This is a genomic window from Gallibacterium salpingitidis, assembly GCF_030517105.1.
Taxonomy (GTDB): Bacteria; Pseudomonadota; Gammaproteobacteria; order Enterobacterales; family Pasteurellaceae; genus Gallibacterium; species Gallibacterium salpingitidis.
The window spans coordinates 249,648-265,023 of sequence record NZ_CP103875.1; the positions used below are offsets into that span (position 1 = coordinate 249,648).

At 46.6% G+C, this 15,376-nt stretch carries 3 protein-coding genes; all 3 read left to right on the forward strand.

The genetic code is table 11. The features are described 5' to 3' along the window. Nucleotides 1–53 precede the first annotated feature (53 nt). The 3 genes from NYR30_RS01270 to NYR30_RS01280 all read left to right on the forward strand — a co-directional run bounded on the left by NYR30_RS01270 (nt 54) and on the right by NYR30_RS01280 (nt 15,369). Nucleotides 54–572, forward strand: a complete 519-nt coding sequence (locus tag NYR30_RS01270) for a hypothetical protein (RefSeq protein ID WP_302501637.1) — start codon at nt 54–56, stop codon at nt 570–572. Further along, nucleotides 538–13,617: a GA-like domain-containing protein gene (locus NYR30_RS01275; protein ID WP_302501638.1), complete on the forward strand. Its 13,080-nt coding sequence runs from the start codon at nt 538–540 to the stop codon at nt 13,615–13,617. The genes NYR30_RS01270 and NYR30_RS01275 overlap by 35 nt, the downstream gene beginning before the upstream one ends. Before the next feature lie 297 nt (nt 13,618–13,914). Continuing rightward, complete coding sequence (locus NYR30_RS01280; RefSeq protein ID WP_066421667.1) at nt 13,915–15,369, forward strand: catalase; 1,455 nt, start codon at nt 13,915–13,917, stop codon at nt 15,367–15,369. Nucleotides 15,370–15,376 lie beyond the last annotated feature (7 nt).

Genomic DNA, 15,376 nt, shown 5'->3' on the forward strand with positions numbered 1-15,376 from the left:
TATGATAAGTATTTTCTATTATTTTAAATAATCATTTATTAAGAGGGCTCCATATGGGAACGATGATTAAATTAATCAATAGCAATAAAGAAATTGCTTCATATAGATTAGGGAAGAGGAAAACCCTGAAGTTAAAAGCGATAGAAAAGCTTAATTATCAACTTATTAATGAAGAAACAGGTTATGCGCCAGAAGAGATTCTGTTAAAAAGAGAAGGTGATAACTTAAAAATATATCTAGATAAAGACAACAAGAGGAAGTCTGCCGATATAGTAATTGAAGATTACTATAAAGGTGATAACGAAAAAGACTGCTTGATTATTGGTAAAGCAGGGAATGGAAAAATTTATGCGTACGTACCAGAATCAGGGGATATGGCAGAAGCCGTCACCGTATTACAAGATACAAAAGTTGCGTTACAAGTATTAGGTGGAGAAGAATTATCGGTTCCATTTTGGAATCAAGAATTTAACCCGGTATGGATTGGTTTAGGAGCATTAGCATTAGGCGGAGTAGCATTAGCGTCAAGTGGTTCTAGTGGGGGGGGGGGTAGCGAGTTCAAGCACCAATAATAATGTAACGAACGCAGAAAAAGCGGTTAAAGACGCGGAAGCTAAGAAAGTAGCAGCGGATAAAGCGGCGCAAGACGCGAAAGCGGACGGCGTGGTGACTGCGGAAGAAGCGAAAGCGGTAGAAGCAGCGAATACAGCGTTAGAGCAAGCGAAAGCAGCAGCGAAAGAAGCGATTAAACAAGCTCCGCAAGATAAGCAAGCTGAGTTGACAGGTAAAGTTGACGCCTTAACACCTGCGGCGGTACCTGAGGTAACAGATACCAATAACAATGGTATTGCAGATACGACAGATGTGGCGAATGCAGAAAAAGCGATTGAAGCGGCGAAAGCAGCAGAGAAAGCAGCACAAGAAGCAGCGAAGAATGCAGATGCAGATCACAATGGCGTAATCACCCCAGAAGAAGCGCAAAAGGTAGCGGATGCAAATGCGGCGTTAGATGCAGCGAAGACAGCGGCGAAAGACGCGATTGATGCGGTACCAGCGGAGAAACAAGGTGGGTTAAGTGCAACGAAAGGCGACATTGAAGCCTTAGCACCTGCGGCGGTACCTGAGGTAACAGATACCAATAACAATGGTATTGCAGATACGACAGATGTGGCGAATGCAGAAAAAGCGATTGAAGCGGCGAAAGCAGCAGAGAAAGCAGCACAAGAAGCAGCGAAGAATGCAGATGCAGATCACAATGGCGTAATCACCCCAGAAGAAGCGCAAAAGGTAGCGGATGCAAATGCGGCGTTAGATGCAGCGAAGACAGCGGCGAAAGACGCGATTGATGCGGTACCAGCGGAGAAACAAGGTGGGTTAAGCGCAACGAAAGGCGACATTGAAGCCTTAGCACCTGCGGCGGTACCTGAGGTAACAGATACCAATAACAATGGTATTGCAGATACGACAGATGTGGCGAATGCAGAAAAAGCGATTGAAGCGGCGAAGGCAGCAGAGAAAGCAGCACAAGAAGCAGCGAAGAATGCAGATGCAGATCACAATGGCGTAATCACCCCAGAAGAAGCGCAAAAGGTAGCGGATGCAAATGCGGCGTTAGATGCAGCGAAGACAGCGGCGAAAGACGCGATTGATGCGGTACCAGCGGAGAAACAAGGTGGGTTAAGCGCAACGAAAGGCGACATTGAAGCCTTAGCACCTGCGGCGGTACCTGAGGTAACAGATGCAAATAGAAACGGTATAGCGGATACTGTAGAAGACAAAGCTGTTGTTGATGCAGAAAAAGCGATTGAAGCGGCGAAAGCAGCAGAGAAAGCAGCACAAGAAGCAGCGAAGAATGCAGATGCAGATCACAATGGCGTAATCACCCCAGAAGAAGCGCAAAAGGTAGCGGATGCAAATGCGGCGTTAGATGCAGCGAAGACAGCGGCGAAAGACGCGATTGATGCGGTACCAGCGGAGAAACAAGGTGGGTTAAGTGCAACGAAAGGCGACATTGAAGCCTTAGCACCTGCGGCGGTACCTGAGGTAACAGATACCAATAACAATGGTATTGCAGATACGACAGATGTGGCGAATGCAGAAAAAGCGATTGAAGCGGCGAAAGCAGCAGAGAAAGCAGCACAAGAAGCAGCGAAGAATGCAGATGCAGATCACAATGGCGTAATCACCCCAGAAGAAGCGCAAAAGGTAGCGGATGCAAATGCGGCGTTAGATGCAGCGAAGACAGCGGCGAAAGACGCGATTGATGCGGTACCAGCGGAGAAACAAGGTGGGTTAAGCGCAACGAAAGGCGACATTGAAGCCTTAGCACCTGCGGCGGTACCTGAGGTAACAGATACCAATAACAATGGTATTGCAGATACGACAGATGTGGCGAATGCAGAAAAAGCGATTGAAGCGGCGAAAGCAGCAGAGAAAGCAGCACAAGAAGCAGCGAAGAATGCAGATGCAGATCACAATGGCGTAATCACCCCAGAAGAAGCGCAAAAGGTAGCGGATGCAAATGCGGCGTTAGATGCAGCGAAGACAGCGGCGAAAGACGCGATTGATGCGGTACCAGCGGAGAAACAAGGTGGGTTAAGCGCAACGAAAGGCGACATTGAAGCCTTAGCACCTGCGGCGGTACCTGAGGTAACAGATACCAATAACAATGGTATTGCAGATACGACAGATGTGGCGAATGCAGAAAAAGCGATTGAAGCGGCGAAGGCAGCAGAGAAAGCAGCACAAGAAGCAGCGAAGAATGCAGATGCAGATCACAATGGCGTAATCACCCCAGAAGAAGCGCAAAAGGTAGCGGATGCAAATGCGGCGTTAGATGCAGCGAAGACAGCGGCGAAAGACGCGATTGATGCGGTACCAGCGGAGAAACAAGGTGGGTTAAGTGCAACGAAAGGCGACATTGAAGCCTTAGCACCTGCGGCGGTACCTGAGGTAACAGATACCAATAACAATGGTATTGCAGATACGACAGATGTGGCGAATGCAGAAAAAGCGATTGAAGCGGCGAAAGCAGCAGAGAAAGCAGCACAAGAAGCAGCGAAGAATGCAGATGCAGATCACAATGGCGTAATCACCCCAGAAGAAGCGCAAAAGGTAGCGGATGCAAATGCGGCGTTAGATGCAGCGAAGACAGCGGCGAAAGACGCGATTGATGCGGTACCAGCGGAGAAACAAGGTGGGTTAAGTGCAACGAAAGGCGACATTGAAGCCTTAGCACCTGCGGCGGTACCTGAGGTAACAGATGCAAATAGAAACGGTATAGCGGATACTGTAGAAGACAAAGCTGTTGTTGATGCAGAAAAAGCGATTGAAGCGGCGAAGGCAGCAGAGAAAGCAGCACAAGAAGCAGCGAAGAATGCAGATGCAGATCACAATGGCGTAATCACCCCAGAAGAAGCGCAAAAGGTAGCGGATGCAAATGCGGCGTTAGATGCAGCGAAGACAGCGGCGAAAGACGCGATTGATGCGGTACCAGCGGAGAAACAAGGTGGGTTAAGTGCAACGAAAGGCGACATTGAAGCCTTAGCACCTGCGGCGGTACCTGAGGTAACAGATACCAATAACAATGGTATTGCAGATACGACAGATGTGGCGAATGCAGAAAAAGCGATTGAAGCGGCGAAAGCAGCAGAGAAAGCAGCACAAGAAGCAGCGAAGAATGCAGATGCAGATCACAATGGCGTAATCACCCCAGAAGAAGCGCAAAAGGTAGCGGATGCAAATGCGGCGTTAGATGCAGCGAAGACAGCGGCGAAAGACGCGATTGATGCGGTACCAGCGGAGAAACAAGGTGGGTTAAGTGCAACGAAAGGCGACATTGAAGCCTTAGCACCTGCGGCGGTACCTGAGGTAACAGATACCAATAACAATGGTATTGCAGATACGACAGATGTGGCGAATGCAGAAAAAGCGATTGAAGCGGCGAAAGCAGCAGAGAAAGCAGCACAAGAAGCAGCGAAGAATGCAGATGCAGATCACAATGGCGTAATCACCCCAGAAGAAGCGCAAAAGGTAGCGGATGCAAATGCGGCGTTAGATGCAGCGAAGACAGCGGCGAAAGACGCGATTGATGCGGTACCAGCGGAGAAACAAGGTGGGTTAAGCGCAACGAAAGGCGACATTGAAGCCTTAGCACCTGCGGCGGTACCTGAGGTAACAGATACCAATAACAATGGTATTGCAGATACGACAGATGTGGCGAATGCAGAAAAAGCGATTGAAGCGGCGAAAGCAGCAGAGAAAGCAGCACAAGAAGCAGCGAAGAATGCAGATGCAGATCACAATGGCGTAATCACCCCAGAAGAAGCGCAAAAGGTAGCGGATGCAAATGCGGCGTTAGATGCAGCGAAGACAGCGGCGAAAGACGCGATTGATGCGGTACCAGCGGAGAAACAAGGTGGGTTAAGTGCAACGAAAGGCGACATTGAAGCCTTAGCACCTGCGGCGGTACCTGAGGTAACAGATACCAATAACAATGGTATTGCAGATACGACAGATGTGGCGAATGCAGAAAAAGCGATTGAAGCGGCGAAAGCAGCAGAGAAAGCAGCACAAGAAGCAGCGAAGAATGCAGATGCAGATCACAATGGCGTAATCACCCCAGAAGAAGCGCAAAAGGTAGCGGATGCAAATGCGGCGTTAGATGCAGCGAAGACAGCGGCAAAAGACGCGATTGATGCGGTACCAGCGGAGAAACAAGGTGGGTTAAGCGCAACGAAAGGCGACATTGAAGCCTTAGCACCTGCGGCGGTACCTGAGGTAACAGATACCAATAACAATGGTATTGCAGATACGACAGATGTGGCGAATGCAGAAAAAGCGATTGAAGCGGCGAAAGCAGCAGAGAAAGCAGCACAAGAAGCAGCGAAGAATGCAGATGCAGATCACAATGGCGTAATCACCCCAGAAGAAGCGCAAAAGGTAGCGGATGCAAATGCGGCGTTAGATGCAGCGAAGACAGCGGCGAAAGACGCGATTGATGCGGTACCAGCGGAGAAACAAGGTGGGTTAAGCGCAACGAAAGGCGACATTGAAGCCTTAGCACCTGCGGCGGTACCTGAGGTAACAGATGCAAATAGAAACGGTATAGCGGATACTGTAGAAGACAAAGCTGTTGTTGATGCAGAAAAAGCGATTGAAGCGGCGAAAGCAGCAGAGAAAGCAGCACAAGAAGCAGCGAAGAATGCAGATGCAGATCACAATGGCGTAATCACCCCAGAAGAAGCGCAAAAGGTAGCGGATGCAAATGCGGCGTTAGATGCAGCGAAGACAGCGGCGAAAGACGCGATTGATGCGGTACCAGCGGAGAAACAAGGTGGGTTAAGTGCAACGAAAGGCGACATTGAAGCCTTAGCACCTGCGGCGGTACCTGAGGTAACAGATACCAATAACAATGGTATTGCAGATACGACAGATGTGGCGAATGCAGAAAAAGCGATTGAAGCGGCGAAGGCAGCAGAGAAAGCAGCACAAGAAGCAGCGAAGAATGCAGATGCAGATCACAATGGCGTAATCACCCCAGAAGAAGCGCAAAAGGTAGCGGATGCAAATGCGGCGTTAGATGCAGCGAAGACAGCGGCGAAAGACGCGATTGATGCGGTACCAGCGGAGAAACAAGGTGGGTTAAGTGCAACGAAAGGCGACATTGAAGCCTTAGCACCTGCGGCGGTACCTGAGGTAACAGATACCAATAACAATGGTATTGCAGATACGACAGATGTGGCGAATGCAGAAAAAGCGATTGAAGCGGCGAAGGCAGCAGAGAAAGCAGCACAAGAAGCAGCGAAGAATGCAGATGCAGATCACAATGGCGTAATCACCCCAGAAGAAGCGCAAAAGGTAGCGGATGCAAATGCGGCGTTAGATGCAGCGAAGACAGCGGCGAAAGACGCGATTGATGCGGTACCAGCGGAGAAACAAGGTGGGTTAAGTGCAACGAAAGGCGACATTGAAGCCTTAGCACCTGCGGCGGTACCTGAGGTAACAGATACCAATAACAATGGTATTGCAGATACGACAGATGTGGCGAATGCAGAAAAAGCGATTGAAGCGGCGAAAGCAGCAGAGAAAGCAGCACAAGAAGCAGCGAAGAATGCAGATGCAGATCACAATGGCGTAATCACCCCAGAAGAAGCGCAAAAGGTAGCGGATGCAAATGCGGCGTTAGATGCAGCGAAGACAGCGGCGAAAGACGCGATTGATGCGGTACCAGCGGAGAAACAAGGTGGGTTAAGCGCAACGAAAGGCGACATTGAAGCCTTAGCACCTGCGGCGGTACCTGAGGTAACAGATACCAATAACAATGGTATTGCAGATACGACAGATGTGGCGAATGCAGAAAAAGCGATTGAAGCGGCGAAGGCAGCAGAGAAAGCAGCACAAGAAGCAGCGAAGAATGCAGATGCAGATCACAATGGCGTAATCACCCCAGAAGAAGCGCAAAAGGTAGCGGATGCAAATGCGGCGTTAGATGCAGCGAAGACAGCGGCGAAAGACGCGATTGATGCGGTACCAGCGGAGAAACAAGGTGGGTTAAGCGCAACGAAAGGCGACATTGAAGCCTTAGCACCTGCGGCGGTACCTGAGGTAACAGATGCAAATAGAAACGGTATAGCGGATACTGTAGAAGACAAAGCTGTTGTTGATGCAGAAAAAGCGATTGAAGCGGCGAAAGCAGCAGAGAAAGCAGCACAAGAAGCAGCGAAGAATGCAGATGCAGATCACAATGGCGTAATCACCCCAGAAGAAGCGCAAAAGGTAGCGGATGCAAATGCGGCGTTAGATGCAGCGAAGACAGCGGCGAAAGACGCGATTGATGCGGTACCAGCGGAGAAACAAGGTGGGTTAAGTGCAACGAAAGGCGACATTGAAGCCTTAGCACCTGCGGCGGTACCTGAGGTAACAGATACCAATAACAATGGTATTGCAGATACGACAGATGTGGCGAATGCAGAAAAAGCGATTGAAGCGGCGAAAGCAGCAGAGAAAGCAGCACAAGAAGCAGCGAAGAATGCAGATGCAGATCACAATGGCGTAATCACCCCAGAAGAAGCGCAAAAGGTAGCGGATGCAAATGCGGCGTTAGATGCAGCGAAGACAGCGGCGAAAGACGCGATTGATGCGGTACCAGCGGAGAAACAAGGTGGGTTAAGTGCAACGAAAGGCGACATTGAAGCCTTAGCACCTGCGGCGGTACCTGAGGTAACAGATACCAATAACAATGGTATTGCAGATACGACAGATGTGGCGAATGCAGAAAAAGCGATTGAAGCGGCGAAAGCAGCAGAGAAAGCAGCACAAGAAGCAGCGAAGAATGCAGATGCAGATCACAATGGCGTAATCACCCCAGAAGAAGCGCAAAAGGTAGCGGATGCAAATGCGGCGTTAGATGCAGCGAAGACAGCGGCGAAAGACGCGATTGATGCGGTACCAGCGGAGAAACAAGGTGGGTTAAGTGCAACGAAAGGCGACATTGAAGCCTTAGCACCTGCGGCGGTACCTGAGGTAACAGATACCAATAACAATGGTATTGCAGATACGACAGATGTGGCGAATGCAGAAAAAGCGATTGAAGCGGCGAAGGCAGCAGAGAAAGCAGCACAAGAAGCAGCGAAGAATGCAGATGCAGATCACAATGGCGTAATCACCCCAGAAGAAGCGCAAAAGGTAGCGGATGCAAATGCGGCGTTAGATGCAGCGAAGACAGCGGCGAAAGACGCGATTGATGCGGTACCAGCGGAGAAACAAGGTGGGTTAAGTGCAACGAAAGGCGACATTGAAGCCTTAGCACCTGCGGCGGTACCTGAGGTAACAGATACCAATAACAATGGTATTGCAGATACGACAGATGTGGCGAATGCAGAAAAAGCGATTGAAGCGGCGAAAGCAGCAGAGAAAGCAGCACAAGAAGCAGCGAAGAATGCAGATGCAGATCACAATGGCGTAATCACCCCAGAAGAAGCGCAAAAGGTAGCGGATGCAAATGCGGCGTTAGATGCAGCGAAGACAGCGGCGAAAGACGCGATTGATGCGGTACCAGCGGAGAAACAAGGTGGGTTAAGTGCAACGAAAGGCGACATTGAAGCCTTAGCACCTGCGGCGGTACCTGAGGTAACAGATACCAATAACAATGGTATTGCAGATACGACAGATGTGGCGAATGCAGAAAAAGCGATTGAAGCGGCGAAAGCAGCAGAGAAAGCAGCACAAGAAGCAGCGAAGAATGCAGATGCAGATCACAATGGCGTAATCACCCCAGAAGAAGCGCAAAAGGTAGCGGATGCAAATGCGGCGTTAGATGCAGCGAAGACAGCGGCGAAAGACGCGATTGATGCGGTACCAGCGGAGAAACAAGGTGGGTTAAGCGCAACGAAAGGCGACATTGAAGCCTTAGCACCTGCGGCGGTACCTGAGGTAACAGATACCAATAACAATGGTATTGCAGATACGACAGATGTGGCGAATGCAGAAAAAGCGATTGAAGCGGCGAAAGCAGCAGAGAAAGCAGCACAAGAAGCAGCGAAGAATGCAGATGCAGATCACAATGGCGTAATCACCCCAGAAGAAGCGCAAAAGGTAGCGGATGCAAATGCGGCGTTAGATGCAGCGAAGACAGCGGCGAAAGACGCGATTGATGCGGTACCAGCGGAGAAACAAGGTGGGTTAAGTGCAACGAAAGGCGACATTGAAGCCTTAGCACCTGCGGCGGTACCTGAGGTAACAGATACCAATAACAATGGTATTGCAGATACGACAGATGTGGCGAATGCAGAAAAAGCGATTGAAGCGGCGAAAGCAGCAGAGAAAGCAGCACAAGAAGCAGCGAAGAATGCAGATGCAGATCACAATGGCGTAATCACCCCAGAAGAAGCGCAAAAGGTAGCGGATGCAAATGCGGCGTTAGATGCAGCGAAGACAGCGGCGAAAGACGCGATTGATGCGGTACCAGCGGAGAAACAAGGTGGGTTAAGTGCAACGAAAGGCGACATTGAAGCCTTAGCACCTGCGGCGGTACCTGAGGTAACAGATACCAATAACAATGGTATTGCAGATACGACAGATGTGGCGAATGCAGAAAAAGCGATTGAAGCGGCGAAGGCAGCAGAGAAAGCAGCACAAGAAGCAGCGAAGAATGCAGATGCAGATCACAATGGCGTAATCACCCCAGAAGAAGCGCAAAAGGTAGCGGATGCAAATGCGGCGTTAGATGCAGCGAAGACAGCGGCGAAAGACGCGATTGATGCGGTACCAGCGGAGAAACAAGGTGGGTTAAGTGCAACGAAAGGCGACATTGAAGCCTTAGCACCTGCGGCGGTACCTGAGGTAACAGATACCAATAACAATGGTATTGCAGATACGACAGATGTGGCGAATGCAGAAAAAGCGATTGAAGCGGCGAAGGCAGCAGAGAAAGCAGCACAAGAAGCAGCGAAGAATGCAGATGCAGATCACAATGGCGTAATCACCCCAGAAGAAGCGCAAAAGGTAGCGGATGCAAATGCGGCGTTAGATGCAGCGAAGACAGCGGCGAAAGACGCGATTGATGCGGTACCAGCGGAGAAACAAGGTGGGTTAAGTGCAACGAAAGGCGACATTGAAGCCTTAGCACCTGCGGCGGTACCTGAGGTAACAGATACCAATAACAATGGTATTGCAGATACGACAGATGTGGCGAATGCAGAAAAAGCGATTGAAGCGGCGAAAGCAGCAGAGAAAGCAGCACAAGAAGCAGCGAAGAATGCAGATGCAGATCACAATGGCGTAATCACCCCAGAAGAAGCGCAAAAGGTAGCGGATGCAAATGCGGCGTTAGATGCAGCGAAGACAGCGGCGAAAGACGCGATTGATGCGGTACCAGCGGAGAAACAAGGTGGGTTAAGTGCAACGAAAGGCGACATTGAAGCCTTAGCACCTGCGGCGGTACCTGAGGTAACAGATACCAATAACAATGGTATTGCAGATACGACAGATGTGGCGAATGCAGAAAAAGCGATTGAAGCGGCGAAGGCAGCAGAGAAAGCAGCACAAGAAGCAGCGAAGAATGCAGATGCAGATCACAATGGCGTAATCACCCCAGAAGAAGCGCAAAAGGTAGCGGATGCAAATGCGGCGTTAGATGCAGCGAAGACAGCGGCGAAAGACGCGATTGATGCGGTACCAGCGGAGAAACAAGGTGGGTTAAGTGCAACGAAAGGCGACATTGAAGCCTTAGCACCTGCGGCGGTACCTGAGGTAACAGATACCAATAACAATGGTATTGCAGATACGACAGATGTGGCGAATGCAGAAAAAGCGATTGAAGCGGCGAAAGCAGCAGAGAAAGCAGCACAAGAAGCAGCGAAGAATGCAGATGCAGATCACAATGGCGTAATCACCCCAGAAGAAGCGCAAAAGGTAGCGGATGCAAATGCGGCGTTAGATGCAGCGAAGACAGCGGCGAAAGACGCGATTGATGCGGTACCAGCGGAGAAACAAGGTGGGTTAAGTGCAACGAAAGGCGACATTGAAGCCTTAGCACCTGCGGCGGTACCTGAGGTAACAGATACCAATAACAATGGTATTGCAGATACGACAGATGTGGCGAATGCAGAAAAAGCGATTGAAGCGGCGAAAGCAGCAGAGAAAGCAGCACAAGAAGCAGCGAAGAATGCAGATGCAGATCACAATGGCGTAATCACCCCAGAAGAAGCGCAAAAGGTAGCGGATGCAAATGCGGCGTTAGATGCAGCGAAGACAGCGGCGAAAGACGCGATTGATGCGGTACCAGCGGAGAAACAAGGTGGGTTAAGTGCAACGAAAGGCGACATTGAAGCCTTAGCACCTGCGGCGGTACCTGAGGTAACGGATGCAGATGGTGATACTTATCTTGATGCTGTTGAAGATGCTGTCGGTTCAGATAGAAACTTGGATTCATCAACACCTAAAACCGTTGCTGACAAGCTTTATCAAGATGCGAAAGCATTATTAGCTACTGCGAACGGTAAAAAAGATACTCTGAGTTCAGGTGGTTATACAAAACAGGAGGTTCAAGAGTTACAAAACTTGAAAGATCAGCTGGAATTATTAAAAGCCAAAGCTTTAGCAGTGAGCGATTATGTTCATGAGCATGATGGTAAAACTGCTTTAATTCATAATATTAATGATTTGAGTTTTGATGTGCCGAGTATTAGTAATACTGCCAATACTTTATGGGTTACGAGGAGTGGAACTAGAGCGACCAAGCTCGACGGCAAATACCGAAGTCAGAACATTAAAGAGTTAATAGGAGAACAAATTTATGAAGTAAAATCAGGCGATCTTAAAGATCCAGATGGTGGTTCACCTAGATTACTAGATTTTGATGAATGGAAATCTACGGCTCCTAATGGTTCGGGAGGTGGTTATACCGAATATCGTGTACAACATGGTAATCTTGTCTTTAAAATCGATTCAACACAAGCAGAGTTACTTTCTGGTACAACCAATGAGCTATTTGAGTTGGAAACTGATGACGGCTCTAAGCTGAAGTTGGCTCTTAGTTTTACGGGAAATTCAACAGACACAAGAGCTGCAACTATTGGGTTAACTGATGATGTTGGTCATGTTACAGGAGACATATCTAATCGTGGTGTTACTAATGATAAATATTGGGATAACCTCAAAGTATTTCTAAATGAATCTACGACAGAAGAAACTTTTGTTAAGCTCTCAATTAAGGATGCTAATGGACATATTGTTGGATCTCCTAAGGTTCAATCTATTTCTAGTGGTAGGGAAGTAAACTTTGATATGAGCAGTTATTCATCTTCGTTAAAAGATGGTACATATACCTTAGAAGCTGTTAGGGTAGCAGACCAGAGCGGAACCCCGAAAGATCTGGTTCCTGTGAAGAAGGTGATAACAGTGGATACAACACCACCGGAAGTCAATTTAGAGTATCAAGTCGTTGGAAATAAGTTGTACGCTGTGTTTACTTCGCCGGAAAATAATGTTTATTGGTCGGATATTGGTAACGGTAGTAAACAAGCCTTTGATAATAAGCATGACTTTAATACTAATGATAATGGTGTTAAAGAAGCACGTTTTGAAGTAACAACAAAAGGCACTTACAGTTTCTTTGATGCAGCAGGAAATGGAATTACTATTCCGGTTGTAGAACCAATTAACTTGCATCGCTTAACGACGATGATTGATACTTCAGGCGGGCCAGCTACTGGTGATAGTAGTAAAGATTCGAAGGACTCTCAAAGCTATCAAGGAAATACTTCTAATAAATTATCTGAAAATCAAGATAATGTGTTAGTTGTTAGTAAAACTAGCTCTGGAGGGTATTCTGGTTTTATTGATGGTTCTGGTGATATGGGAAAAGTTGCTGGATATACAGGAACTTCTCATAGGGATATGATTCTTGCAGAAGGCATGGGTAGTATGGTAACTGTGGATACAAAAGAAGGCGATGATATTATCACACTGAATAGAGGTTTGATCGGTTACGGTAATGCTCTTATCTATGATCGCATGGATGGAGAACAAAAGATCTCTATGGGAGACGGTAAAGATCGCTTTGAAATTACCGGTAGTATGTTTGGCGCTAAATCTATGTGGAATACTACTGCTAAAGTTGATATGGGGGCTGGCGATGACAAAATTGTAATAGCTAACGGCATATTAGCAGATGCAGATGCAGGACGTTATCGTTCGAACTACTTTAATCTCGGTGCCGGTAATGATGAGATGAAAGTTTCCAGTTATATTGAAGATAGCGGAGCACAAGGTAAGGCATCCAATATTATTAATTTAGGTGGAGGTCATGATAAATTTACTGCTGAAGGCGTTAAAAATGCATTTTTACTGGTATCAAAAGATAGCAGTGAAGTCAATATTAATCACTTCTACGATGGTACGATGATTTTAGGTCAAGATGTTGATCAGGTAACATTAGGTGATGTGGATGGTGCAAAACATGGGTCTAGAACAGATGCAGCATCGCGTTTTGTAAATGTGTACAAAGATAGTCTACTTGAAGGCTCTTACTGGAAAGATTGGTATAGTGATTTATCTGATAATCATACAGGGAATCTTACAGTTAACGGCATCCAGCTAACACCGAATAGTAGATCATTTATTAATCTTGGTGGTGGCAATGATGTAATTACGGTGAATACATCTAAAAACATTGATATTAACGGCGGAAACGGTTGGGATCAGCTGATTGTTAAAGGCGATAATAGTAATTTTAGTATGTTTTCATTGAATACTTCAGGTATTGATTCTTCAGTTATAAATGATAATTCTGGTATGACCTTTGTTACAGGCGTTGAGGAGATTAATCTGAAAGGGCAAGGTAACAAGGTTTATATCGGCAAATTGAATGAGAGCCATTTGCCAGAATACAAAGGTTCTATTGTTGTTCAAGGAGATCCGAGTAAAGATAACCAAGTTAATTTTGTTGGCGGTAAGTGGACAAAAGCTGAAGGAGATGTTCAAGGTTCTACAATCGGTCATGCTGATGGTAGTATTCACGGAACTTATCATGTGTATACTTACTCTGGAGCGGATAACTTAAAAGTGTATGTAGATATAGATCTTACAACTAAGGTGAATAATACAATAATCTAGTCATTTTCCCGGTTAATCTGGGGACTTTTAAAACCGAGATTTGAAAAAATCTCGGTTACCTAAATGATAAACCTACGATATTACATCGTAGGTTTTTCTATTTTAATTATGGATTAATGGATAGAGTCTTTCAGAAGATGGGATAGTGTCAGATGTCTATAGGGTATCGACAGATTGAAGCTATTGAAAGAATAGTTTTTCATTTTAGTTTTAATAGTTAATAATAAATAATAACCTTGTCATTAATAGGTTATTACTAAATTACTATTTACTATGATTACTCTATGAGGAGATGTTATGAAAAAATGCCCATTTGATCATCAATCCGATACATTAACAACAGCAGCAGGATCCCCCGTTGTTGATAATGATAACACCATGAGCGCTGGTGCGAGAGGTCCGTTATTATTACAAGATGTATGGTTTCAAGAAAAACTAGCTCACTTTGCTCGTGAGCGTATTCCAGAACGTGTCGTACATGCAAAAGGCTCAGCGGCATTTGGTACTTTCACCGTAACCAATGATATTTCTAAATACTCCAAAGCAGCACTCTTCTCTGAAGTAGGGAAAAAAACAGATGTATTATTACGTTTTTCTACTGTAGCTGGTGAGCGTGGTGCAGCTGATGCAGAACGGGATGTTCGTGGTTTCTCATTAAAATTCTATACTGAACAAGGTAACTGGGATTTAGTAGGTAACAATACTCCCGTCTTTTTTATCCGTGATCCGTTAAAATTCCCAGATTTTATTCATACACAAAAACGTGACCCAAAAACAAACTTACGTAGTGCCGATGCAGCATGGGACTTTTGGTCAAAACATCCAGAGTCATTACATCAAATTATGATTCTATTTAGTGATCGTGGTATTCCAACAGACTATCGTCATTTAAATGGTTACGGCAGTCATACTTATAGTTTTGTGAATAGTAACAATGAACGTTTTTGGGTGAAATTCCATTTCAAAACGCAACAAGGGCATCGTTATTACACCAACGAAGAAGCAGCTAAAGTAGTAGGTGAGAATCGTGAATCGGCACAAGAAGATCTATTCTTTGCTATTGAACGTGGCGAATTCCCTCGTTGGGATGTGAAAGTACAAGTGATGCCAGAAGCAGATGCGCTAAAACACAATTATACATTTGACTTAACTAAAGTATGGCCACATAAAGACTACCCGTTAATTGATTTAGGAGTGTTAGAATTAAACCGTAATCCAGAAAACTATTTTGCTGAAGTGGAACAGGCGGCGTTTGCACCATCTAACATCGTACCGGGGATTGGTTTCTCACCTGATCGGATGCTACAAGGTCGTCTGTTTTCCTATCAAGATGCACAGCGTTACCGTTTAGGGGTAAATCATCACCAAATCCCAGTGAATGCACCAAAATGCCCATACCACACAACCCATCGTGATGGGGCAATGCGTGTTGATTACAATGGTGGTGCACATCCTAATTATGCACCAAACCGCTTGGAAACTTATGTACCAACTCACGATCAAGCACCACCATTAAAGCTAGAACGTGAAGCAGCACACTTCGACTTTAGAGAATATGATGAAGATTATTATAGTCAACCTGCTGCATTATATAATTTATTTGATGCGGGGCAAAAGGCTCGTACCGCTGCAAACTTCGCTGCATCATTAGCAGGGGTAACGGATAAGGCAGTTGTAGAAGCTCAACTTGTTCATTTTGAGAAGGTGAACAAACAGCTAGCTGATGATATCCGTGCTAATTTGATAAAATAGTACGAAT

What these genes read in the sequence shown, in the direction of transcription:
- NYR30_RS01270 (WP_302501637.1), top strand. Translation starts at nt 54, where the DNA reads ATGGGAACGATGATTAAATTAATCAATAGCAATAAAGAAATTGCTTCA.
- NYR30_RS01280 (WP_066421667.1), top strand. Translation starts at nt 13,915, where the DNA reads ATGAAAAAATGCCCATTTGATCATCAATCCGATACATTAACAACAGCA.